General features: G+C 44.1%; 26 protein-coding genes and 1 pseudogene. 8 read left to right on the plus strand and 19 right to left on the minus strand.

All coding sequences use genetic code 11. From position 1 onward, the window contains the following. Positions 1 to 20 precede the first annotated feature (20 nt). The 3 genes from hslU (at position 21) to rraA (ending at position 3161) form a co-directional block, all read left to right on the plus strand. Positions 21 to 1352, plus strand: a complete 1332-nt coding sequence (gene hslU, locus L3V30_RS17775; RefSeq protein ID WP_005397950.1) for an HslU--HslV peptidase ATPase subunit — start codon at positions 21 to 23, stop codon at positions 1350 to 1352. A gap of 308 nt (positions 1353 to 1660) precedes the next feature. Continuing rightward, positions 1661 to 2578 carry a 1,4-dihydroxy-2-naphthoate polyprenyltransferase gene (locus L3V30_RS17780; protein WP_237309403.1) on the plus strand — a complete coding sequence of 306 codons (918 nt, stop codon included), beginning with the start codon at positions 1661 to 1663 and terminating at the stop codon, positions 2576 to 2578. 76 nt (positions 2579 to 2654) lie between these two features. Then, the gene (rraA, locus tag L3V30_RS17785; protein WP_005397954.1) at positions 2655 to 3161 is read left to right on the plus strand and encodes a ribonuclease E activity regulator RraA; all 507 of its coding nucleotides are present in this window, start codon (positions 2655 to 2657) and stop codon (positions 3159 to 3161) included. Between the two features lie 135 nt (positions 3162 to 3296). Here rraA and zapB read toward each other — a convergent pair whose 3' ends face one another. Continuing rightward, on the minus strand, positions 3297 to 3539 hold the full coding sequence (gene zapB, locus L3V30_RS17790) for a cell division protein ZapB (RefSeq protein WP_005379536.1): 243 nt from the start codon (positions 3537 to 3539) through the stop codon (positions 3297 to 3299). A 348-nt stretch (positions 3540 to 3887) separates the two neighbouring features. Between zapB and glpX the strand changes: the two genes are divergently transcribed. From glpX to L3V30_RS17805, 3 genes are all read left to right on the plus strand, one after another. Continuing rightward, complete coding sequence (glpX, locus tag L3V30_RS17795) at positions 3888 to 4895, plus strand: class II fructose-bisphosphatase (RefSeq protein WP_237309404.1); 1008 nt, start codon at positions 3888 to 3890, stop codon at positions 4893 to 4895. A 534-nt stretch (positions 4896 to 5429) separates the two neighbouring features. Beyond that, positions 5430 to 6050, plus strand: coding sequence for a metalloregulator ArsR/SmtB family transcription factor (locus L3V30_RS17800; protein ID WP_065274111.1), 621 nt, complete (start codon positions 5430 to 5432; stop codon positions 6048 to 6050). Positions 6051 to 6210: 160 nt separating this feature from the next. Then, complete coding sequence (locus L3V30_RS17805; RefSeq protein ID WP_065274110.1) at positions 6211 to 6561, plus strand: DUF3135 domain-containing protein; 351 nt, start codon at positions 6211 to 6213, stop codon at positions 6559 to 6561. On the opposite strand, the gene L3V30_RS24025 is transcribed toward L3V30_RS17805, so the two are convergent. Beyond that, a complete protein-coding gene (locus tag L3V30_RS24025) occupies positions 6555 to 6779 on the minus strand; it encodes a GIY-YIG nuclease family protein (RefSeq protein ID WP_336623940.1) in 225 nt (74 codons plus the stop codon). The two genes, L3V30_RS17805 and L3V30_RS24025, sit on opposite strands and share 7 nt — an antisense overlap. A 6-nt stretch (positions 6780 to 6785) precedes the next feature. Continuing rightward, the gene (tnpA, locus tag L3V30_RS17810) at positions 6786 to 7214 is read right to left on the minus strand and encodes an IS200/IS605 family transposase (RefSeq protein ID WP_065274109.1); all 429 of its coding nucleotides are present in this window, start codon (positions 7212 to 7214) and stop codon (positions 6786 to 6788) included. Between the two features lie 56 nt (positions 7215 to 7270). Between tnpA and L3V30_RS17815 the strand changes: the two genes are divergently transcribed. Continuing rightward, positions 7271 to 8413, plus strand: coding sequence for an RNA-guided endonuclease TnpB family protein (locus tag L3V30_RS17815; RefSeq protein WP_065274108.1), 1143 nt, complete (start codon positions 7271 to 7273; stop codon positions 8411 to 8413). Positions 8414 to 8727: 314 nt separating this feature from the next. Here the strand turns inward: L3V30_RS17815 and L3V30_RS17820 are convergent, their stop codons facing one another. Next, entirely contained in the window at positions 8728 to 9150 is a 423-nt protein-coding gene (locus L3V30_RS17820) for a DUF805 domain-containing protein (RefSeq protein WP_005397959.1), read from the minus strand. Between the two features lie 217 nt (positions 9151 to 9367). After that, positions 9368 to 9715 (minus strand): 5-carboxymethyl-2-hydroxymuconate Delta-isomerase, encoded by a 348-nt coding sequence (locus L3V30_RS17825; protein ID WP_005397960.1) that lies wholly within the window; start codon positions 9713 to 9715, stop codon positions 9368 to 9370. 269 nt (positions 9716 to 9984) lie between these two features. On the opposite strand from L3V30_RS17825, the gene tpiA reads away from it, so the two are divergent. Further along, positions 9985 to 10755, plus strand: a complete 771-nt coding sequence (gene tpiA, locus L3V30_RS17830) for a triose-phosphate isomerase (protein WP_005384863.1) — start codon at positions 9985 to 9987, stop codon at positions 10753 to 10755. Positions 10756 to 10854: 99 nt separating this feature from the next. On the opposite strand, the gene galU is transcribed toward tpiA, so the two are convergent. The 14 genes and pseudogenes from galU to L3V30_RS17900 all read right to left on the minus strand — a co-directional run bounded on the left by galU (position 10855) and on the right by L3V30_RS17900 (position 24019). After that, entirely contained in the window at positions 10855 to 11733 is an 879-nt protein-coding gene (galU, locus tag L3V30_RS17835; protein WP_005397961.1) for a UTP--glucose-1-phosphate uridylyltransferase GalU, read from the minus strand. Positions 11734 to 11802: 69 nt separating this feature from the next. Continuing rightward, the gene (locus L3V30_RS17840; protein WP_005397963.1) at positions 11803 to 12969 is read right to left on the minus strand and encodes a nucleotide sugar dehydrogenase; all 1167 of its coding nucleotides are present in this window, start codon (positions 12967 to 12969) and stop codon (positions 11803 to 11805) included. A 97-nt stretch (positions 12970 to 13066) separates the two neighbouring features. Beyond that, entirely contained in the window at positions 13067 to 15169 is a 2103-nt protein-coding gene (locus L3V30_RS17845) for a YjbH domain-containing protein (protein ID WP_031780673.1), read from the minus strand. 887 nt (positions 15170 to 16056) lie between these two features. Continuing rightward, positions 16057 to 16476 (minus strand): annotated as a pseudogene (locus tag L3V30_RS17850) (IS110 family transposase); the annotation flags it as partial. A gap of 721 nt (positions 16477 to 17197) precedes the next feature. Next, positions 17198 to 17593, minus strand: coding sequence for a Fic family protein (locus tag L3V30_RS17855; RefSeq protein WP_213916540.1), 396 nt, complete (start codon positions 17591 to 17593; stop codon positions 17198 to 17200). Next, a complete protein-coding gene (locus L3V30_RS17860) occupies positions 17593 to 17763 on the minus strand; it encodes a hypothetical protein (protein ID WP_005397970.1) in 171 nt (56 codons plus the stop codon). Before L3V30_RS17860 ends, L3V30_RS17855 begins: the two co-directional genes overlap by 1 nt. Positions 17764 to 17980: 217 nt before the next feature. Beyond that, complete coding sequence (locus L3V30_RS17865) at positions 17981 to 18196, minus strand: hypothetical protein (protein ID WP_213896861.1); 216 nt, start codon at positions 18194 to 18196, stop codon at positions 17981 to 17983. 122 nt (positions 18197 to 18318) lie between these two features. Next, complete coding sequence (locus tag L3V30_RS17870) at positions 18319 to 18912, minus strand: thrombospondin type 3 repeat-containing protein (RefSeq protein ID WP_213896860.1); 594 nt, start codon at positions 18910 to 18912, stop codon at positions 18319 to 18321. 20 nt (positions 18913 to 18932) lie between these two features. Next, entirely contained in the window at positions 18933 to 19091 is a 159-nt protein-coding gene (locus tag L3V30_RS17875) for a hypothetical protein (RefSeq protein ID WP_213896859.1), read from the minus strand. 42 nt (positions 19092 to 19133) lie between these two features. Further along, positions 19134 to 20369, minus strand: coding sequence for a type II toxin-antitoxin system HipA family toxin (locus L3V30_RS17880; protein ID WP_237309405.1), 1236 nt, complete (start codon positions 20367 to 20369; stop codon positions 19134 to 19136). After that, positions 20362 to 20637, minus strand: coding sequence for a helix-turn-helix transcriptional regulator (locus tag L3V30_RS17885; protein WP_065274105.1), 276 nt, complete (start codon positions 20635 to 20637; stop codon positions 20362 to 20364). The genes L3V30_RS17880 and L3V30_RS17885 overlap by 8 nt, the downstream gene beginning before the upstream one ends. A gap of 562 nt (positions 20638 to 21199) precedes the next feature. Beyond that, positions 21200 to 22546, minus strand: coding sequence for an ATP-binding protein (locus tag L3V30_RS17890; protein WP_005397606.1), 1347 nt, complete (start codon positions 22544 to 22546; stop codon positions 21200 to 21202). Positions 22547 to 22973: 427 nt separating this feature from the next. After that, entirely contained in the window at positions 22974 to 23261 is a 288-nt protein-coding gene (locus tag L3V30_RS17895; RefSeq protein WP_031780640.1) for a hypothetical protein, read from the minus strand. Positions 23262 to 23605: 344 nt separating this feature from the next. Next, positions 23606 to 24019, minus strand: a complete 414-nt coding sequence (locus L3V30_RS17900; protein WP_005397605.1) for a UPF0158 family protein — start codon at positions 24017 to 24019, stop codon at positions 23606 to 23608. Between the last annotated feature and the right edge of the window lie 578 nt (positions 24020 to 24597).

Consider the following 24597-nt stretch of genomic DNA (forward strand, 5'->3'; position numbering starts at 1 on the left):
TAACGAAGTAAGGAAAGAATATGTCTGAAATGACGCCTCGCGAAATCGTTCATGAATTGAACCGCCACATTATCGGTCAAGAAAAAGCCAAGCGTTCGGTTGCGATTGCACTTCGTAACCGCTGGCGCCGTATGCAGCTTGAAGAAAGCTTGCGTGCCGAAGTGACGCCAAAAAACATTTTGATGATTGGTCCTACTGGTGTTGGTAAGACTGAAATAGCACGCCGCCTAGCAAAACTGGCAAATGCACCATTCATCAAAGTTGAAGCGACAAAATTCACAGAAGTGGGTTACGTTGGTAAAGAAGTTGAAACCATCATCCGTGACCTGACTGATGTCGCGGTAAAAATGACGCATCAACAAGCGATGGAAAAAGTAAAATTCCGCGCTGAAGAGCAAGCGGAAGAACGAATTCTTGATGCGCTACTGCCACCAGCACGTGATAGCTGGGGTCAAGCAGAGCAAACGGAAGAGTCTTCTCACACTCGCCAGATCTTCCGTAAGAAACTGCGTGAAGGCCAACTAGACGATAAAGAAATTGAAATCGACGTAGCCGCACCACAAATGGGCGTAGAGATCATGGCGCCCCCAGGTATGGAAGAGATGACTAACCAGCTGCAAGGCATGTTCCAAAACCTGGCAGGCGACACTAAGAAAAAGCGTAAGCTGAAAATCAAAGACGCAATGAAAGCGTTAGCGGAAGAAGAAGCGGCGAAACTGGTAAACCAAGAAGAGCTAAAAGAAGCTGCGATTTTCAACGTTGAAAACAACGGCATCGTATTTATCGATGAGATCGACAAGATCTGTAAACGCGGTGAGAGCTCAGGCCCAGACGTTTCACGCGAAGGTGTTCAGCGCGATCTACTTCCATTGATTGAAGGCAGCACGGTATCAACCAAGCACGGCATGGTAAAAACAGACCACATTCTGTTTGTTGCATCTGGTGCATTCCAAGTGGCAAAACCATCTGACTTGATCCCAGAATTGCAAGGTCGTCTACCAATTCGTGTTGAGCTAGAGGCACTAAGCAGCAACGACTTCAAACGTATTCTGACAGAGCCAAAAGCCTCTCTAACAGAGCAGTACGTTGCGTTGATGAAAACGGAAGATGTGGACATCGAGTTCACAGAAGATGGCATCACGCAAATCGCGGAAGCGGCATGGACGGTCAACGAAAGCACAGAAAACATCGGTGCTCGTCGCTTACACACCGTAATGGAACGCTTGATGGATGAAATCTCTTACGACGCAGCGGAGCAATCTGGCGCTAAATTCGTTATTGATTCCGCTTATGTGAAAGAGCGCCTAGGCGACACGATTGAAGATGAAGATCTAAGCCGCTTTATTCTTTAATCGCAATCTATTTTACCAAAGCCCAGAACCTTGTTTCTGGGCTTTTTGTTTAGAATGACGATTACTGTGACAACACCTAAATCAAAAGATCTGGTCATTCTAGCGAGCTCAAGCGAGACTAAGAATCTAATAGCAGTGTTCTCCGTACCCTCCACTTTCCAAAAAGAGGGCTATTTTATCGCCTCAAATATCGAAACTGCTTTCCTTCTACTTCACCCTTTGACTTTTAGTTGAGTTGTTTTAGGTCAATAGCGTATCTGCCTCTTTGTGCTTATACTGGGCACATTGGTTACTAGCACGAAATTTCCATGAAACAATCTTTACAGATCTGGCTTGAAGCCGCTCGTCCAAAAACATTACCTCTGGCATTGGTCTCTATCTTAACAGGTAGCGTACTCGCCTACTCGGCGGGTCATTTCTCACTGACGATTGCCATCATGGCTTTCGTAACCGCGACATTGCTGCAAATTCTGTCCAACCTGGCAAACGACTATGGCGATGCCGTTCAAGGTACAGATAACGACAAACGCCTTGGCCCATTACGAGCGATGCAGTCTGGCGCGGTAAGTGCGAAACAGATGAAACAGGCGATTATCTTTAACATCGTTCTGACCGCCATTTCTGGCTTAGTGTTAGTTTTCTATTCACTAAGCTCACTAGAAAGCATTGTGACGTTTATCGGGCTGGGAATTTTAGCCATCCTCGCGGCGATTGCTTACACCATGGGTAGCAAACCATACGGTTACGTGGGGCTTGGCGATATTTCAGTTTTCTTGTTTTTTGGTTTACTCGGCGTCTCCGGTACCTATTTCTTGCATACTGGTCACGTAGATACCACGCTATTCTTACCTGCTCTAGGCTGCGGTTTACTCGCCGTTGCAGTACTCAACATCAACAATATGCGTGATATCGAGAACGACCGAGAGTGTGGTAAACGCACGGTCGCAGTGCGTTTGGGTCAACGCAAAGCCAAGCAGTACCACTTTGTTTTACTTGGCGGTGCTATTCTTGCCTTTGCGGCTTACTTGTTAATTCAAGACAAACCCGTTTGGATTAGCTTGCCATTTTTACTTAGTATTTATTTCGTGGCCGATCATGGTAAAGCGGTTTGGCATACACAAAAGCCCGCTCAGATAGCACCAATGATGCCAGTCATCGTGAGATGCTCTTTAGTCACCAACGTTTTGTTTGCAACAATTGTGGTAGCTCAAACTCTAGTAAGTTAAAAAAGGATTGTCATTGCATTGACTTAATGCCTAGATATACTCAAAGACAACCAATTTCTGTTTAGAAAGGTACGCTATGGAATACAATACCTCAGCACTCTGTGATATCTACCTCGATCAGGTAGATGTGGTTGAACCAATGTTCAGTAATTTTGGCGGTCGCGCTTCATTTGCCGGGCAAATTACCACCATCAAGTGTTTTGAAGATAATTCGTTGATCCGCGAGACATTAGAGCAAGATGGACTTGGTCGCGTTTTGTTAATTGACGGTGGCGGTTCCCTACGTAAAGCCCTTATCGATGCAGAAATCGCAACTATTGCGGAAGAAAACGAGTGGGAAGGCATTGTCGTTTACGGCTGTGTTCGTGAAGTAGATGAACTTGAAGATATGAACTTAGGCATTCAAGCCCTCGCTTCTATTCCTGTTGGAGCGACCAGCCAGGGTATCGGCGAATTAGATGTACCAGTCAACTTTGGCGGCGTCAGCTTCTTACCTGAAGATTATATTTATGCTGATAGCACTGGGATCATCCTGTCGCCTGAGCCATTGAATATTGATTTAGAGTTGGATGAAGAAGAATAACGAGTCTTAGGTACCTAAGTTATAGGACCTTCTCTTGGCTATCAGAATCGAGCTTGTCCTAACGATTTTCAACTTGCCCAAAACACAAACACCCGCTTAACGCGGGTGTTTTTAATTTGGAATGAAGAAGCCGAATTATTCCACTTCGTCCATTTTGCCAAGTAGTGCACGAATGCGCTCTTGCCATTGCGCGTGCTCTTGTTGTGCTTGCTGTGCTTTTTGCTCTAGCTCTTCACGTTGAGAGCGAAGCTCGTTCGCTTCTTCCGCAAGTTTTGCTTTATCTTCTTTCAGCTCTTCGACTTCCATCTGAAGAAGAGTGATTGTGTCAACTGCAGTTTGAATTTTAGATTCTAGTTGTTCTAGTACTTCAAAAGACATCTTGGCCTACCTATGTTATTCCGTTGGGACGATGTGCGAGATTGATGCACACCTAACCTATATAAGGTTCATTCTACTCAGCGTCGCGATGAGAAACACTCACTATATTCGATATTTCGCATCATTCGGTCAAAAAATCGGCGCAATCTCACTAAACGCTGACTTTTCTTATCGCCGAAGCATTTTTGAGCAAGAATTTTGCCTCCCGCCACGCTGAAAATCGCCCTAAGTATTGATCAAATTCAAGTTAGATAAAGTAAAAGCTCCGCAAAAAGGCAAACGTTTACCCTACGTTGTGATAGAATCGCCGCGCAAATTCTTCTTCCCTCTTGCTTACTTGGAGACATCATGAAACGCGATTTAGCAATGGCATTTTCCCGTGTGACTGAAGGTGCAGCTTTGGCTGGTTACAAATGGCTTGGCCGTGGCGATAAAAATGCAGCCGATGGCGCAGCTGTTGAAGTTATGCGCATCCTACTGAACAAAACAGATATCAGTGGTGAAATTGTCATTGGTGAGGGTGAAATCGATGATGCGCCAATGCTATACATTGGTGAGCAAGTGGGTATTGGTGGTGATGAAGTGGATATTGCAGTCGACCCGATTGAAGGGACTCGCATGACCGCAATGGGGCAATCCAACGCACTAGCCGTACTTGCCGCAGGTGAGAAAGGCAGCTTTCTTAAAGCGCCAGATATGTACATGGAAAAACTGGTTGTTGGCCCTGGTGCAAAAGGCGCAATTGATTTAGAAAAGCCGTTAAAAGAGAACCTAGAGAACGTAGCAAAAGCCCTGAACAAACCACTTGATACCTTAGTCGCTATTACCCTTGCGAAACCTCGCCACGATGACGTTATTGCAGAAATGCAAGCAATGGGCGTACGTGTCTTTGCGGTGCCTGATGGTGACGTGGCTGCCTCTATTCTGACTTGTATGCCAGACAGTGAAGTGGACATGATGTACTGTATTGGCGGCGCGCCAGAAGGGGTCGTATCAGCCGCGGTGATTCGAGCGCTAGACGGTGACATGCACGGTCGTCTACTTCCGCGTCACGAAGTAAAAGGCGATACTGAAGAAAACCGCATTTACGGCGCAGACGAACTAAAACGCTGCGATGAAATGGGCGTAAAAGCGAATGTTGTCCTCAAAATGGAAGACATGGCTCGTAGCGACAATGTGGTATTTTCAGCTACAGGCATCACTAAAGGTGACTTGCTGGAAGGCATCTCTCGCCAAGGCAATATCGCAACCACAGAAACGCTGCTCGTGCGTGGTCGATGCCGTACTATTCGTCGCATTAAGTCGACTCACTACCTAGATCGTAAAGATCCAGAAGTGCGTGATATTATTCTTTAAGCATTTCTCGAGGCTCTAGCCAATCTGAGTTGGAGCCTTTCTTTCTCACACTCGTTCCTCGCTGTTCAGAATGACGGTTACCACAGCAAGCGCTAAATCAAAAGAGTTCGTCACTCTCGCGAGCTCCAGCGAGACTAAAAAATCCAGTAACAAGCAAACTCCTATTCTCTCCCTCTCACCATAACTCCTACACAGCCGGACGATAGATTCTGAATCACACTCGTTCCTCGTTGTTTAGAATGACGGTGACTTTAATAAGCTCTAAATCAAAAGAACTCGTCATTCTAGCGAGCTCCAGCGAGACTAAGAATCTAATAACAGCAAACTCCTATTCTCTCCCTCTCACCATAACCATAACCATTGCACAACCGAACGATAGATTCTGAAGCACACTCGTTTCTCGCTGTTCAGAGTGGCGATATATATTGGTTCGCATGAACATAGACCCAACAGATCCCCACTCAAACTAAGTCAACACTTTTCTTTACTAACCCTGTCGCGCATAATATGTACTGACGTATAAATGGTGGGTATATGAAGACCGTAGATAGGATATTGCAAATCGTTAAGCGTGATGGTTCCGTCACTGCAAAACAACTCTCTTCTGAGCTAGGTATGACAACCATGGGGGCGCGTCAGCACCTGCAGAGTTTAGAAGATGATGGCATCCTGTCTATTCATGACGTCAAAGTCAAAGTAGGTCGCCCTGCTCGTCATTGGTCTCTCACTCAAAAAGGTCATGAGCAATTTGCTGACCGTCACGGTGAGTTGACCATTCAATTTATAGAAGCTGTCGAACACATTTTTGGCAAAGATGGACTGGACAAAGTCACATCGGAAAGAGAAAAACTCACGTTACAAAGTTATCGTCAGCACCTTGAGCAATGCAACTCTCTGCAAAGCAAACTAGAAACTCTTGTGACACTCAGAGAACAAGAAGGCTATATGACCGAGCTTGAGCAAGATGAGAACGGATTTATCTTGATCGAAAATCACTGTCCGATTTGTAAAGCCGCAACTCGCTGCCCAAGCTTGTGCCAATCAGAATTAAGTGTCTTTCAGTCTTTACTTGGACGTGACACCAAAGTAGAGCGTACCGAACACATCATTAGTGGCCAAAGACGCTGCGTTTACCGCATCCAACAACTGCAGTAACCACCACAACCAAACATCGACATGCCGCACTTATTCAATCTAACGCCTGAAAGCTTCTCTTATAAGTGAGACGGCTGAAGAATTCATCCTCTCACCTCTTTCTAGTGGTATAGGCTTTTAGTAACTAAAGGCAATTTCCATAAGGATTTGGAGAGCATCGATGTCTACTCTACGTCACTCCCCTTCTCAAACGCTTCCGCCATTCGATGAAATGGTTCGAATGGCTGAGCGAGACCCAGAAGCTTTTGAGCAATTTCGTCATGAAATGGCAAAAGAGATGATCGAAAGTGCATCAGAAAACATGCAAGAAAGACTGTGGGCTCAGCAAAGCCACATCGATAGGGTCATCAGTGCGTGTAAAAACCCTCACCACACCAATGTGGTATTGATGAACGAATTACAAAAACAGGTCGTGAAGTTCAGAGCGGCGCTACAAGGGGAAACGGCACCGACTCAAAAAGCGGATGTGGTTAGCTTAGAGGCATTTAAAGGTAGGGATGATTTTTACTGATACTCTGTAGATAGATCGAGAAAGTTAGGGTTCGTTTCTCTTACCAGGTCTAACTTCCACTCACGCTTCCACTGCTTGAGCTGCTTTTCTCGGGTTATGGCAGTTGCCATATCTTCGAATAACTCAAAGTAAACGAGCTTATGAACGTTGTATTTCTTAGCAATTTCGCCGTAAACCCTCGCCCGATGAGGGCGGGGATATAAGGCGTAAGACGCGATAGCGTCTTAATCTGGGGTGGACTGACTTTCCACATAAGCTTTTAATGTTTCAATAGTCGCACCGCCAGCAGTACAAGCAAAGTATGAACGAGACCATAGGGCGGAGGTTTTACTCTGCCTTGTAAGGTGTGTGTTTTGTAGTCGTAGCATACGAGATGAAACTGCTTTTAAGTTGTTAACCATTACGCTGATTGAAAGTTTTGGAGGGTATGAGATCAGTAAATGAACATGATCCTGTTCACCATCCATTTCTATCAATTCACATTCGAGTTTTACACACGCTGACTCAAAAGCTTCCCTTAACTGTTCAATCATAACTCCAGTAAACAACTTGCGTCTGTACTTCGTTGTAAATACCAGATGAACAACCAATTTGCTCACGCTGTGCCTTTTTCTGAGGTAGTCTTGAAGTAACTCTTTGTTGTGCGCACTCACTTTACAATATCCGCATAAGACAATAATATAAATAAATTATACATGTGAGCACTGAAATGTTAAGAGCAACAAAAATACGCATTTACCCAACGCAAGAACAAGCTGAGTTTTTAATCGCTCAGTTTGGCGCCGTGCGTTTTGCGTATAACAAAGCTCTGCATTTAAAATCGCACATGTACCGCAAGCATGGTGTCACACTGAATCCAAAAAAGGATATAAAACCACTGCTTGCCGTTGCCAAGAAATCCCGCAAATATCAATGGTTGAAGGAATATGATTCAATCGCCTTACAGCAATCAGTGATCAATCTTCACCAAGCCTTCGATAACTTCTTTAATCCGAAGTTGAAAGCCAAGTATCCACAATTCAAACGTAGACATGGCAAGCAGTCGAGCTATCACTGTGTGGGTGTAAAGGTACTTGATGGATCAATTAAGCTTCCCAAAATGAAACCTATCGAGGCGAATGTTCACCGTGAGATTGAAGGTGTGGTTAAAAGCATCACAGTGAGCCTGAGCAAGACAGGCAAGTTCTACGCATCAATCCTTGCGGATGATGGAGTAGAAGCCTTAACACCACTCCACACGGTAAGAACAGTGACAGGTGTCGATCTGGGATTGTCTCATTTTGCGATTGAGTCAAACGGCAGAAAGACAGCTAACCCAAGATTTGTAAAACGCGCAGAGAAGAATCTCAGACGTAAGCAGCGTCAGCTATCCAGAAAAGCAAAAGGCAGTGCTAATCGCGCAAAAGCTCGAATACTTGTAGCTAAATGCCATGAAAAGGTAGCGAATGCTCGCGCTGATTTTCAACACAAACTCTCTCGAACTCTCGTTGACGAAAACCAAGCGGTGATAGTTGAGACATTGAAATCAGCAAATATGATGAAAAGCCGCAAACTAGCGAAACATATCGCTGATGCCTCATGGCATAGCTTTGTTGCGAAACTGGAATACAAACTGAAAGAGCAAGGTAAGCACCTAGTAAAGCTAGACCAGTGGTACGCCAGTTCTAAGACATGCCACTGTTGCGGTCATAAAATGGAAGACATGCCCTTATCGGTTCGCAAATGGGATTGCCCATCTTGCGGTACAACGGATATTGATCGCGACTTAAATGCCGCCCTCAATATTCGTGATAAAGGCATTCTAGAATTAAAGGCGGCTGGACGGTCGTTTCTGCTTATGGAAGCTGCGTAAGTCTCGATACTATCGAGCAACGGCTAACGAAATAAGAAGCATCGCCTGATAAGGCGGTGAGAAGTCACGATATAAACGCAAGGTGTCCTATCGATGATTCATTCTCCTTCATGATTCGCTGTTACTTTTCCATTGTAATTCACTCGCTCAGTCCAAACTCGGACCGCTCTGTGCGTAGATTCTGAATCACACTCGTACCTCGTTGTTCAGAATGACCGTCACTATAACAAGCTCTAGAGCAAAGGAGTTAGTCATTCTAGCGAGCCTTAGCGAGACTCAGAATCTACTTTCAGCGAGCACGTTACTTAAAGCGATTACTCCGGCTCAGGGCCATATTGGTTTGGTCCTGATGTTCCTTTTAATAAGCCACATTCAACTAGAATCCATAAACCACAAATCAGAGAAATGGATGCAACGAACATTTGCGGTGTCGACGGCTCTTGTGCAACAGGGCTAGTCATTGGCGTAGCGATTCGTCCGATAATCAGCGGAATATTCAGTGCTAGCCAATAGATTGATTTGTTGCGGTCATGCCAACGCTTGGTGGTGATCGCCAAATCAGGGATTAACAAAATCACCAAGAAAATAGGGAGAAGTAAATAGGAGAAAGTAGGAAATAGCTTACTGATTCCAGCACCAAAACCTAGAATAGAGACATAGTAAATGACGTTCCAAATCCAGTAGGTTTTACGGTTTATACGTCCTTGAAAAGAAAACAGTAACTCTTTAGTCGACATCAAATTTTACCCCAAAATAGAAAGGTTATAGATTAGCCGAGTCGATATGGTTTGGAAAGTACACCTGCAGTGTAAGCGCCAACAGCGGCGTTACAACAAGCAGAGCGAGGCTAAGCTGAAGCAACGACAAACACTCGATAAGGCCTATTAGCTTTCAGTTTCCTTGTACCTCACGATGCGTAACCCTACTCGTTATTCTCAAGAAACTCTGTTCAACCTAATTCACTACCTTCTGGAAACTGTCTACATCCATGTCTCGGATGTTGACCGTTAAGCTGTGCACGTGACTGGCTTGCTCTTGAAGAGTCGCCATCAAGGCTCGTGACAGTTCTCGCTTCTGCTCTTGGGAACGGCCAGATAACAAATCAAAGTTGATATGGATAAAGTCGAGGCTATCGCCCTCTTCCCCAATTAACCAATTGTGGCACCGGAGCGTTCTAGATTTCACTGACGCGAGTTCAAAAAGACCACTCTCTAACGCCGTTTTATGTAAATCCTCCAGCAATCCCTGAACATTGACGCGTTCTTCCACCGAGTTTGAATACTCTAAAACGAGATTTGGCATTTTGATTCCTTTCTACAACAATTAATTCCAGCGCGTAGTAATACCAATCTCAGCAGCAATTTCCGAGGAATGAACTATCATTCTGTCTACGTGATCACCAATCGATTGCTTTTGACAAAAAGAACAGGATCGCTGCTTGGTCGAATCAGTAAAGAAAGCCGGACAAGACATGACGCCAATCATGATCTGTTCACATTATTCTGTTATATTCCTACGTAGATTTTTTACATTAATTGACTATTTACATTAAAGATAAGGGAGATATTCCTATGCGTCGTCCTGTAGTGATGGGTAACTGGAAACTAAACGGCAGCAAAGCAATGGTAACTGAGCTGCTAACTGGTCTTAACGCTGAGCTTGAAGGCGTTGAAGGTGTTGACGTAGCAGTCGCTCCACCAGCACTTTACATCGACCTAGCAGAGCGCGTAATCGCTGAAGGCGGTAACAAGATCATCCTAGGTGCTCAAAACACTGATCTAAACAACAGCGGTGCGTTCACTGGCGATATGTCTCCAGAAATGCTGAAAGATTTCGGTGCTACTCACATCATCATCGGTCACTCAGAGCGTCGTGAATACCACAACGAATCTGACGAGTTTATCGCTAAGAAATTCAACTTCCTAAAAGAAAACGGCCTAACACCTGTTTTCTGTATCGGTGAATCTGAAGCGCAAAACGAAGCTGGCGAAACTGAAGCTGTATGTGCACGTCAAATCAACGCAGTTATCGACACTTACGGTGTTGAAGCTCTAAACGGCGCAATCATCGCTTACGAACCAATCTGGGCTATCGGTACTGGTAAAGCAGCAACAGCTGAAGATGCACAACGCATCCACGCTTCTATCCGCGCACTAATCGCAGCGAAAGACGAAGCAGTTGCAGCACAAGTAATCATCCAATACGGTGGTTCTGTTAAACCAGAAAACGCTGAAGCTTACTTCTCACAACCAGACATCGACGGTGCTCTAGTTGGCGGCGCTTCTCTAGACGCTAAGAGCTTCGCAGCAATCGCTAAAGCAGCGGCTAAAGCAAAAGCTTAATCTCGTTTTTCCTGAGAGTAGAATAACAAAGGGATGCATCATGCATCCCTTTTTGTTTGCGTGTTATCCACTCGGAGTACACCGATAGGAAGTTCTGAATTATGCTGGCTCAGCAATTTTCACGGTTGGTTTTTTCGCGAGCTCCGCACTGGAATCCTTCTTATAAAGGTTCTCGTAGCAGTAATTTGTTGCTTCAATGTAGCCTTCTACACTACCGCAATCAAAGCGCTGACCTTTAAATTTGTATGCCAAAACACAACCAGATTGAGCTTGTTGCATCAGCGCATCGGTGATTTGAATCTCGCCACCTTTGCCCGGCTCTGTATTTTCAATCAGCTCAAAGATATCAGGGGTCAGAATGTAGCGACCAATAATCGCTAGATTGCTAGGTGCAGTACCTGGCTCTGGCTTTTCAACCATGTTATCAATGCGGAAGATATCATCTTTAATCATCTCGCCAGCAATCACACCGTATTTATGCGTTTCTGATTCCGGCACTTCTTGTACCGCAACGATTGAACAGCGGAACTGTTTGTACAGCTCAACCATTTGCGCTAGAACGCCTTTGTCCTCATTCACACAAAGGTCATCCGCAAGCACTACAGCAAACGGTTCATCACCGACCAATTCACGTCCCGTAAGAATAGCGTGACCTAAGCCTTTCATTTCACGCTGACGGATGTAAGTGTAACTCGCAGAATCAATCAAAGAACGAATATCATCAAGCAGCGCTTCTTTACTTGTACCGCTAATTTGATGCTCTAGCTCGTAGTTTTTATCAAAGTGATCCATTAACGAGTGCTTACCACGACCAGTGACGATGCACATACCGTCCATACCGGCTTCAATAGCTTCTTCAACACCGTATTCAATCAATGGCTTGTTCACCACTGGCATCATTTCTTTCGGCATCGACTTAGTTGCAGGAAGAAAACGTGTACCGTAACCCGCAGCAGGGAATAAACATTTTTTAATCATAAACCATTACCAACTAAAAAAAGGCTCCTCTGAGGGAGCCTGTTATATTATTTTGAATATAAAGACGAATTAATCGCTACCAAACAGGTCACGGGTGTAAACTTTATCAGCCACATCAGCAAGTTCCTCAACCATGCGGTTAGAAACAATGACATCTGACATTTGTTTGAACTCTTCAATATCGCGGATAACGGCAGAGTGGAAGAACTCATCTTCCTTAAGTACTGGCTCATACACCACGACTTCGATACCTTTTGCCTTAATACGCTTCATAATGCCTTGAATAGACGAAGCGCGGAAATTGTCTGAGCCAGCCTTCATAATTAAGCGGTAAATGCCCACAACTTTTGGTTCTCGCTTGAGAATAGACTCTGCGACAAAATCTTTACGAGTGCGGTTCGCATCAACGATTGCACCAATAATGTTATTAGGAACTTCTTGGTAGTTTGCTAACAATTGCTTTGTATCTTTTGGTAAGCAGTAACCACCATAACCGAATGACGGATTGTTGTAGTGATTGCCAATACGAGGGTCTAAGCCTACACCTTCAATAATTTGGCGCGCATCAAGGTTATGTGCTTCAGCATAAGAATCCAGTTCATTGAAGTAAGCCACGCGCATCGCAAGATATGTGTTTGAGAACAACTTAACCGCTTCGGCTTCTGTAGAGTCAGTAAACAAAACCGAGATGTCTTCTTTTACCGCACCTTCAACTAAAAGATTAGCGAACTTCTCTGCACGTTCGCTACGCTCACCAACGATAATGCGAGACGGGTGTAGGTTATCGTAAAGAGCTTTACCTTCACGAAGAAACTCTGGAGAGAACATAACATTCTGACAACCGAGCTCCTCTTTAATACGCGCAGTATAACCCACAGGTACAGTCGACTTAATCACCATAACCGCATCTGGATTAATTGCCATCACATCTTTAATCACTGCTTCAACTGAAGAAGTATTAAAGTAGTTCGTTTGAGGGTCATAATCCGTTGGTGTGGCAATAACAACAAACTCTGCGCCTTTGTAAGCCAGCTCTTTATCTAGCGTCGCGACAAAGTTGAGCTCTTTGTTTGCAAGAAAATGTTCGATTTCCGCATCAACAATTGGAGACTTCTTGTCGTTCAACAAGTCCACTTTTTCTTGGATAATATCAACCGCCACAACCTCATGGTTTTGTGACAATAACATGGCATTGGACAAACCGACGTAGCCCGTGCCTGCTACAGCAATTTTCATTTTTATTTCCTATTATTTAACTGACGCTAGCATATCAAAACACCTGCACTCTCGGTAGAGTACAGTGATTAACTCAAAGCCTAACTAGCAACACAACTTAATTCAATTGAGTACCCAAGTAACGCAAATAAGCGTTGCGGATACGCAGCTTGTTCTGCTCAAAGTACTCTTGACCATAACGGCCTCGGTTAAAGTAGCGACGAAGCATACTATTATCCATTACGAGTTCATCACCCAGGCCTGCCGCTAAATGGTTAGCATCATTACCAACCCGTGTCGTAACGTTGAAATCATAAGCCTCGTTACCACGAACTTGTATCACTCCCGGCGACATATCGCGCCATGGCGTTAATGGCAGTTTTACTGACACAGTGACAAACTGCTCTTCGTCTGTATCATTAAACTTTGTCACCTGATAACTTGCTGATACTTCTATATCTTCAAACCAATGTGAGGTCGTGAATTTTGCGCCGACATCCCCCTTCCAAAACTCGCCAGCAGTTGCATTAAACTGCCAATCCCACTCCGGCATAGAGAATGTATAACGAGTTAAAAAGGTTTGTCGGTCTGGATTCGCATAACCATTTTTGTCTTTTTCGTCTTGATGTTGGAAGTAGCTCATCTCTAGCCCCAACTCATGGTTGCCCGATTGAGAGAACCAAGCTGATTCGCTGCGCGCACCGATATAATCCGACTTAACCAAGCCTAGAGAGACCTGGTTAGCAATATCGACATATGGTAAACGGAAGAACTGATGCACCATTGCACGCTCAATCTCGTTCTCGTACGCGCTGTCTTCGAAATACCCACCTTCTTCAAAATCGTCACTTTCTGCTAAAGGTAAAATATGACGAACATCAATTGCCGCGCCAGACCATAGGTAGGTGTATAAGTTGCTAGACATGGCAAAAGAGTAATCATACACACCGTACTCGGTTGCAAAACCATGCCTTACCATAGGAGAAAGCACGATCTGCGAATCTAAAGTGCCTGAATTAACTCGCTCCGTTTTCCAATCAACCATGTCTAATCTTTCCGGTAAATCGCGCGTGATAAACTGAATGTCATCACAAGCTGCGCTACCATTGACAAAACTTTGGTAACAGTTAGCGTCAGACAAAACGCTGACCACTGGTTTTTGGTTGGCAAGCATCACAAGTTCAAATTGATCCGATGCAGCACCTATATCTTGCGCCGCATTTTGACCTAAATGGCTCGAAACAATACCCAGAGCGACACCTAGTCCGTCAACTTGATTATGGTTGTAGCGACGGTTTTCTAAAGCGACTACAACTTTGTCATTTGATACGCCCACTTGAACATTAACGAAGCCTTCATTTTTTAACGCACTAACCAAAGAGGAAATTGACGCTTGTTGCGCTTTGTTTTGCTCAACGACTAAACGATCCATTAACGTCATATTATTCTTCGCGTAGTCGCGAGAGCGAGAGTATTCCGTTATCAATGGCATCGAGAGTGCAGCACTCCAAACGCTTGAACCATCCGATTCATGACCAGAATAAATCTGGTAGCTTAATGAGGCAGTTATATCATTAGGCAGTAAATTATCGGGAGTAAACACTTTTATAGAAGAGTTGAATTCTACTGAATCGTACTCTCCTACTAGTTGAACAAAGTCAAAAGGTTGGTATTCAAAGCCACCAAAAGGGCCATCTAGAACACCCATCAAACGCTCTTCTGACTGACCGAAACCAGCAGAAACCCTTAAGGGAAGTGCATTAAACGTATAATCAGCGACGGCAAAATTAGTCATGAGCTTAGTTGCAGCACCACCGACATCTTGCATACCTAAAGCAAAATCTAAGTTCTCATTCCCCCAAAAATTGGGAACCTGATACTTCAGTGATAGTGATAAATCTCGAATACCGCCACAGCCTGTTTTAAAACAGTTCGAGTTATAATCATAAGTAACGATACTACCGTGAGCCTCTAACCCTTCAATGAGGCCGAAAGATACTTTGATAGAATCTAAACCTTGCACCTCGTCAAGCCAAGGGCGCCCTTGGGCAAAAGATACACCAAAGTTGCCATACTCTTTCACTTGAGCATTAGGTGTAAAAGTCAAGCCGGTAAAGCTCTGATTGGAGGGGAAGCGCTCTAATTGTTCAGTTGCCTTTGCTATCCCCACATAAAAAGGCAATGAACATGCCACAGCCCTCACAGTTATCATTTTTATCATTGGTCATGCCACTACTGAAGTTTAAAATACTTATTTTTCATTAACTTTACATTTGCATCAAGTTTCATTTTAATTAATGCGCTGTCTAACCAAAGCTAGCAACCAAGCTTGATATAAAAACTTCCACACAAATAGCCTCGAAAGAGACATATTTGCCTAGTAAACATAGCTCTTCCAATACACATATTGCTACATTATTTTATGCTGAGAGCGGCTTTGATGTTCGCTCACAGTGAACTGAGTGCGTTAGATCAGATGATATGGAGCAAACTCAAGTGATATCGATGTCATGCTAACCTATCTTTACTAGATCAGTTAGAATTTCAATTCGGCGCCTCATCACAAATTACGAACTTTCTTCTCACTCCATCTCCATTGAGGATGCTAAATAAGTATGTGAATACCTCATTTTTCGTAACACCGCTTAAGACTTGAAGGTTCAATTTGTTGGGAGCAGCACGGGTTCTAATGCACGGACGACGTTCACATCGTTGCAAATAAAGTAGTTCGAACGTTTCGCCAAAGCCTTGCCCTCTGCGATGAAGATGTATTTCTCACGGCCAGCGTTGGCATCAGTATCTATCCGCACTACGGCGGCAACAAAGAGGCTCTATTAAAAATGCCGATACCGCGATGTAGCAAGCGAAGAAAGCGAGACGGAACCGTTATGAGTTCTATACCTCGTCCCTCAACCAAGCACTGCAACAACGGACACTTTCATCACAACTTCGCTACTCTTTGCGTCGTGATGAGTTTAAGCTGGTTTCCCCCGAGTTCGACGTTAAAACCGAGCGATAGCTCGCATGTGAGGCTCTCCTCGGTTGACACCATCAGAACCTAATCAAGCAATGTCACCCGATATTTTCATCCCGATTGCGGAGCGTTCCGATCTGGTTCGACAAGGCAGTTCTGTTCTCCACCAAGCGTTTACGGACACTGCGTATAGCCTTGAGGTCTTGTTGCTCAACAGACTTAACAGGAACAAAATGAATATCAGGCCTAGAAAATGCTTCGTAAATTGCTCTCGCATCATTAGCATCGTTCTTTTGCCGCCCAACAAATGGCTTTACATGCTGAGCTGGGATAAGAGCTACGCTATGTCCAAGCTCTTGAAATATTCTGCCCCAATGATGCGAAGTTGCGCATGATTCCATCGCAATAGCCGTTTTCTCTGGTAATTGCCGGACTGTATCAAGAAGCTTGTCACGCTTTACCTTTCGGTTTGACAAGATTTGTCCATCAGAACTCAACACGCATACTTGAAAGAGGTTTTTGGCTATATCGATACCGACAACTTTAATAGACATGATGATTACTCCTGCTCTTACTGGTTGCACCATTAGTTTGATACAACGGTGCTAGAAGGGAGGTGCGTCCATCACATCAAAGCCTTAGGTTATCGCCACTGTTCGCTTTACTGTCCCCCTGACGATATTCATTACCATCCTGGGTAAACAGAGGGGGATCTTGACAAGTTGTTGCTACAGTCTTCGTCACGACAAACTTAATTAGCCCGCATTTCCTGTACCGTCGATCGATAGTGAGCGCAATGTGCAGTTCCCATACGCTGATGTTTCAAGGGATATTGGCGCCAAAGTCCGGTTCCCGTATCGCCCCCTTTTCCGAGGATAGAGTTCTCACACGACGTTTTGCCACAGATCGCCAGCAAAAAATACGAGCAAAATATCAACAATGTATACGTTAACCCTAATAAAGAGTGAAATTTGGTAGAGACGAATACCTCTAGAGAGTGAAAGTCCGCCCTATTTTTGGGTTCAGTTTGTCAGACCGCAGAGTCAGGCCTTATTTTGGGTTCGGTTTGCCAAAACGCAAAGTCAGCCCCTATTTTGGGTTCACCTTGCCACCGATGCGATGAGGTCGGCACGTGCTCAGGCTAAGATCAGGGATGGCCTGGGCTCAGAGGCGATGGGCACCGATTGTGCCGTTATTGGGAGTGAACTAAAAAATATCTGCCTTGCTCCTGCGATGAAGTTCAATATCAACGATCTCCTCAGGATCAATTCTGACTCAACACTCAAGCCCCGCCGCGTATTGTGCATACAAAATATCCGCGAAATCCGCTTCGGTTAATACACCAAGCAAAAGATCTCTGACGGCATCAGCAAGTAAGGCGTTGTCGATGACAATTTCAAACTCATTAAGTGATAAGTATTCAAGCGCGACCATCAGCCCCGTGCGTTTATTTGCATCAGGTAGGGCGTGAGCGATGGCAATACTTGCCGCATACTTTGATGCAATATCAAAGACATCTTCCAGACCATCATACGCGATCGCATTGTCAATTCGACCCAATGCACCTTGCAGCTTTGGTATATCCACCTCTCCCTGCATACCTGGCTCAGTCGCTAAAATAAACGAATTTATTTCAATCACTCGCTCGAATGGAAAACAGATGATATCCATCACATATCCGCTAATTTCGTGAATGTCTTACGATGCGTTCTTAGCGCTAACTTGGCTTCAGAACGCACAATTTGACGCCCCTGCATCCCACTCAAGTCTAACTGCTTGGTCGCTTTTACTTTCGGTCTTTTTACCTGTGGCACTCCATAGGCTGACAAGTCTTTGCTCATGAAACCTTCTCTCCATACGACTTCTATCTCTTCATTATACTACCGTTTTTCCTTCGATGCCCTAAGGCTTTTTAACCCTACTTAACCATCGCCAAGATAGCATGGTATAAAAAATCACCTGAGACAGTTGATCGAAAGGATCACGAAAATGAGACGTTTTCGATCAAATTAAAATCTATAGAAACAGGAACTTAAATTAAAATAAAAAGAGTGCCGCCTATTGGGCCAGAAGCCCTGTCATCACTGGGCCGCTACTTCGCGCGGCGCTCAGGCCAGAGCGGCTACCCGCCATGAGACACTCACCGGCCTTCGCCGCGCACATTGAGACAGTATTACCTTGTCGCCACCCAATGCATTCGCTTGTCTCATGCGCCCCGTCTGCCGAGATCGCTTGGCTGGTTTGACGCGTTGGCTTACGCCAGTAGGGCAGCACGGCGGGATCATGGCGAGCCAACCTCTGCTACCTCGGCCCGTCTGCCCTTCCCTCCATTCCTCACGCTAACACAAGAAAACCCCAGCATGGCGGCTGGGGTTTTGACGGTGACGGGAATGACCCTACTTTTTTTTACCACACCTTGACTGAGCTGCTGTGGCGACAATGGCACCCTTTTCTGGTTCCGTTATAAAACCATCCGCGGCAAAACTATTCGCGGTCTGAGCCACGGTTGACACGTATTGGCCATGATTTTTCCATTTATCATCACATTGCACCAATTGCTCAATCGCACATCCATCACCATTCACGACCGAGCCGAGTGGCGTATTGGGACATTGGTCTTGATCATTCAGAATACCATCTGAATCAAAATCGTTCGTCATGGTGATCATAAAGGACGCAAAGTCCAGTTCGCCTGTTTCTGTGTCATTTCCAAGCCACCCCGTAGCGGTAGGAATAAAGTCATGTTGTAGAGAGCGCCCCGCACTCACATAATAAATGCCCGCCTCTGTCGGTGCAAAAGACTCAAAAGTGAAATGCCCAGAAGGAGCGCCTTGCCTTGTAGAAATTGGGCTACCCACTGTCCGCGTCTGACCAGACCACAAGCCTAAATTGACCGGAGTCGCGCCATTTTCTGCGGCTGGATCGTACCACGCTACGTACAGTTGAATGATACAAGCCGGGCAGTATGACGTGTCTGTCACTCCCCCCATTTCATAATCGCCTTCAAACGTTATGGCGCTACAGGTTCAATGATCGCCGTATATCCATCCACAATACCATTGTCAGTCGCCGTCACTTGTGGATTAGTGAAGACAACCGCATTGTGTAATAAAATGTTGTAAGTGACGTCATCAGACACATCAATCGCTTCTGCGACATTTACATCCACTTATCGTCTACAAAGCCATGGCGAATTTGATTTATCCTACACTTACAGCGCCTTAAATTTTTCTACCATATCCTTATCAATCTCCTTGATTAGATTAGGTGACAAGCCCAGATGTTTGGCCTCATGACTAAACGAGCGTGTTGTTTCAAATATTTCCTCAGCCATAACCATAATCGCTTTCTTTGAAGACAACCCCGACTGAGCAGCTAACTGGTCTAGTGCGCTCTTTGGCGTTCGGCCATTACCACCAAATGCCGTCATATGCTCTTTGTAAGGGTTAGGGCTGTAAACAATGTCGTAGAAAGGCGATAGCGTCCAGTTATCGGCGTCACTGGCAAGGAAACTGAAGTTCTTACTGTGATCATCTTGATTAACCGTTAGGTAATTAAATATGCAGCGCTTAATGAGCTTCTGAGACTCAGTGACACTACACATGATGCGCGTAGCTTTAACTAAATCCACATAGTCCAAAGAAGGCTCTCGAAACGGTGCATCTAACAACCCACACGCAGAAATCATATGGATTCGACCGCCTTGCTCGGTGCAATCAAATCGTTCCTGCTCTAGCCAAAATCGTCCATTACCCGCATCAATTAAATCAAAGTCAGGAACCTCAATGCCGACATTACGGGCCATCTGCATGTAGCAATATTCGACTAATGATTCAGAGTGCTTCAAGTCAAACTTTTCAGATGTCAGCTTTACGATAAGCTTTGTTCCTAGTGCGTCATCTAATGTTGAATATTGCCCATTCGATAAACGTGTAACGTTCATCTTGGGCCTAGCACCACCCGATCCTCCAGTATTCATCAAGTACTCGAGCAAAGCAGACTCGGTGCCTTCAAACTCTTCAATCGCAGCTCGGCCAAGGGTAATGATATCAATTGACTCCTTAGGCTCATCAAGTAAATCTAATTCAGGCTCATAACTCAACGCCCCCATACATCTGTCACCTAGGTAAGCCAAACGCTCTAGGGCGGTAACTTCCTTTGGGTTATGATCGTTCTGTCTAAATACACGATCCATGAGATAAAGACCCCAACCATCAGGGAGACTATCTCCAAAAACCCCATGAATGCCGTAATGCGGTTCTCTAGGCGCAACTTGCAGGCTTGTATCAGCCTTTAAATTGAACGGAGCCAGAGAGGTTGAGTGAGCGCCTAAATAAGCCTCATCAAATTGAAAGAAGCTTTGCTTACTATTTTCAACGAGCTTGCCGACAAGTACCTTTTCACCTGTGCTAAGCGTTCGTTTTACGGTTAGGGCTGATTTAAGCACGTCGAAGCACATCCTCTATTGATTTAAATTCAGGCTCAGACGACTTTGTCAGCTCTTTCACTTTTTTCAAGTCACCGACTGTCTCATACAGCATGAGGAACTGACGCAATGAGATGTTGCCAGATGACTCAAACTTTCGGATCGTTGCGTAAGGCACGCCAGAGAGATCGGCCATCTTCTGAACACTGAGTTTATCTTTTTTCCGAGCGGACTTGATAAACTCTTTGAGATCCATTTGCAAATCATAAGCGGTATAAAGAGATAACATACATGCCTCGTAAGTTGCTACCATGATATCGATTATAGCACCAATTATGGTTTTATTGCTATTATTGTAGCAAATATAAGGTAATAATAATCATTGCTTCATTAAAACGAATGACGTAAAAAACCATCACCGTGACGGTGATGTTATTATTACTATAATGACAAATTAACGAGTTTTATGGTATAATTTGCTATCATAATAGCAGATTAAAAAAGCAAGGCTGACATCCTTCATGTATACGCGCTAGGAATGTAACCTTAAGTTAAGTTGAAATGCCGCCTTATAAATTAATCTTTTAACTCACTGTTTTTAATAATAAAATCTACATCTCCCTACGTTTTTTGTAATGAGTTAGGCTTAAGGCATTGATTTTATTGGCAGTAAAAAAGGGGAACCGGCTGAATCAGATCCCCCGTAACTTATCAGCCTACTAAGAGCAGAGTTACACTTTTGGGGATTCATAACATCACAATGTCGGTGAAATCGTCAATCGTAATGCCTTTGTGATCTTATGTTCATCGCGAGAGTACAGCGAAAAAGTTCGCAAGCACATAGGTGTTGATTACGCTTGATACTCTTTCATTGTTTCAACTAAGTTATCCAATGAAAATCCACGATATTCAACGTCATAACCTTTTAGATTTAACTTTTTCAAAAGGCAGTGGGACTTCTCTATTAATTTGACCTCACTGTAACGTTTTTGCTGTCTCTTTACTTCGGCAATGAGTATTTTCTTATCTAAGTCATTAATAGCCACTATATCGATCTCATTGTGACCTTTTGCATCCCAGTATCCACCAATCTTTCCGAATTGCTTTGATTCAACCAATATCGCGACGAACAGGCTCTCTAATTCCAGACCAGAGTAAACGGTGAAATCTCGTTCAATATATCTTCGGATGTATTCGTAGTTCTCCATCTCAACAGCACTTTTGTTGGCATGGATGAATCGAAACCAGAAGTTTAGAAACGGATCGGAAATGGAGTAACGAATATCTCGTGAGTTCTCTTTAGAGCTAATCGGGCGCTTTTTGGTAATAACATCAAAAACTTCATCAAGCTTTTCCAGATGAACACCGACACTCATATCTAAGAAGTTTTCAATTCGAGCACGGCTTGTATTGCCTTTTGATATCGCACCAAGAATATCGAAGTAAACTCGATGTTCTGAGCCAAAATCTTCAACGAGTCGATGAGTTCCTTCTTTTATTAGTGGTGAAAATTCGGAGATTACCCCCTCAAATAGGTCATCGTTCTCAGCAGAGAATCGGGTTAACCACTCAAGGTATTTTGGTATCCCGCCAGATAGGCACCACCATCGAAGCATGTTTTCAGCATCAAATTGATCGTGATCTTTCATTACCTCGGCAAGATAAGAGGGTTGCAAAGGTTGAATTTTAAAGAATCTATCATCACGATTGAATAGAGGTTCGTCTTTGCCTTTGAAAATCTTCGTCATCATGCTGTAGAGGGAGCCACAGCACACTAGGTGCATCATCGAGTCTCTCTTGTTTGCATCCCATAAATTTTGAATATCGGAGAATAGAGCAGGGTTGACGATGTCGATATCTTGAAACTCGTCAATGATGATTGTCAGAGGTTTTTGCTTTGTATAATCCAACAAGAACTCAATGATATCTCGCAGTGATTGGGGCTGGAAAAACTTAACACCGAGCTCACTATTGATGATTTCTGCGAATTCAGCTACTAAGGAGCGTTCACTCTTTCGACTTATGAAAAGGTAAAGGAATTTGGTATTTTCTTGGTGAAAAGCTTCGTTTAAAAGACGGGTTTTACCTACGCGTCTTCTCCCAACCATTACGCTAAGTTGCCCCTTTGTTTCTACTATCTGCTCAGAAACAGTTTGTAGAGCTTTTAATTCCTTCTGACGGTTATAAAATTTTTTCATTGCTTTCTACTTTTGCTTTCACGTATTAGCAATAGAATAGATCATGAGGTATTTAGTGTAAATTGGGTTACTGTAAAAAAAGTTACAGTAAATTTTTTTACAGTAACCAAAAAGCCATGAAGCGGTCTTCAGGCATTAAGGATTGTTGATTTTACTAGCTGTCAATCTGGAATGTTGATTCCGCTAGCTTTGAATCCGATGTTCTACTGCTTGAATCGCCACCGACTCACACGACAAATATAGAACTACACCCTTATTAAATAATAACCATATCCAATCATTAGAAAAAATGGCCAATTATGGCAAGAGAAGTGTGTACTGCATAAATATTAGGCTAACAACTTTTGAGGCAAATCCGAGCTAGCAGACTCTAATGAACACGCCGACGGACAGAAAAAAGCCCCGCATTAGCGAGGCTCGATGATGTTTATCTGTAGTACTGGTGACGCCTTTTTGAATTATGCTTCCAGCACTTCGCAACGTCATATACGCATGCTGGATAATCATCCCAAGGGTCGGCTAGTGCTTTTCCTCTAGCTGCTCTCAGTTTTATTGGGTACCCTCGACACTCGATTTCATGGAGGAAAAAGTAACTCTTTTCCTGCTTGGTTGAAAAGTGCTTATGAGTCCCACTACGTACACGAGGATACACATCCCACAAATAATGCCCATACTCCTTGTCTCGGCTTCGGTACTGTTGCTTTAGTTTTTTCATTTACCCTCCAGGTTTACGTTACCTAGAAGGGATCCTTTGCAAAGTAGTTCATCTTAAAACCTATCAACTTCGTCTGTTGTGACCGATTTCCGTTAACCTTTTCTTGCTTAAAGCATACACAGCGATACGATATTTGGATTACTTCTATACCCGTTCAACTTGAAGATGCAGGTTTCAACAACTGAAAATTATCCGTAATTCCGGACGTCAGTGAAACTGTGTCATAGCCCGCTTAAGTGGTGAGCGACGCTACCACAAACCCTAATTTTTGCACCGTAAACACAAAAGCCAAATCAAGCCAAAACCGCCGAGCGTTGCGAATCCGTCTTAAAGCATTTGATGTGTTAAGCGACATATGTAACTGAATTTTCTTCACACCAATCTTTCAGAGCTTGTTTTGTGGCTAAACTTTGAAACTGATACCACTGCTCTGTTGCGCCAATTTGTTCTAAACGATGCTTAAATTTAGCAAAAGCACCTTTTCGGCTGAAGTAATCAGATATCAAATCGTATTCACTTGGCAACTCTCGGGAAACAAATTCGAGAACGGTTCTTCGACCTAAACCTAAATCACACTTACTCGGAATACAAAGGTAATGATCTGAGTCCTCGATATCGTCAGGTACAACCTCATCTACGCCATCACCAATGTAGTGAATTTGCCCAGACTGCGTATTCAAATACGCCTCAGCACCAAAACTCAAATCCCCAGAAACAAACTCCATTGCCATTTCCAAGTCATTAAGATCTACCGGCATATTGACCTCCATTTCTTCCTGACACATAGACGCGTTAAGTGATGAGATGGTCTCCCCCTACCACTTCACATGGTCATAAGCCATGCTTGGAGTGTTCAGGTCCTGCAGCAAAAGGAGAAGACCATGACTCATGCATAAAATCATCGGCATCGACTTAGCAAAAAAATATTTTCTTCCTTGTTGAAATAAACCATAAAGACAAGAGTCACAACGGTTACGATGCCCACACCCATATAGGCAATGCTCACAAGATGTCGTTCACACCATCCAACGTAGGCAGGCCCCTATTTCCACTATTACTCATACCACTTCCCCTCCTCGCTGACTCTCATCACGTGCAACGGCGACCGATCTCAGCTCCCAAATGGTGGCCTCCTGGTGATCTCTCGATGATTCTAAAGTCCCCACCAAAGAAAAGCGCCAGGCCCACCTTTTTTGCCACAACCTCTCAATATTGAAGCCACTTTTGCTCACATATGAGATCAATCGCACATTACCTGTACAATTATTCTCCATTCCTCCCTTGACGAAAAACCCACCAATGCGCCTATAATAAAACCCAACATATTGGGCACGAA

Source organism: Vibrio sp. A1-1 (assembly GCF_021728175.1).
GTDB lineage: Bacteria > Pseudomonadota > Gammaproteobacteria > Enterobacterales > Vibrionaceae > Vibrio > Vibrio diabolicus.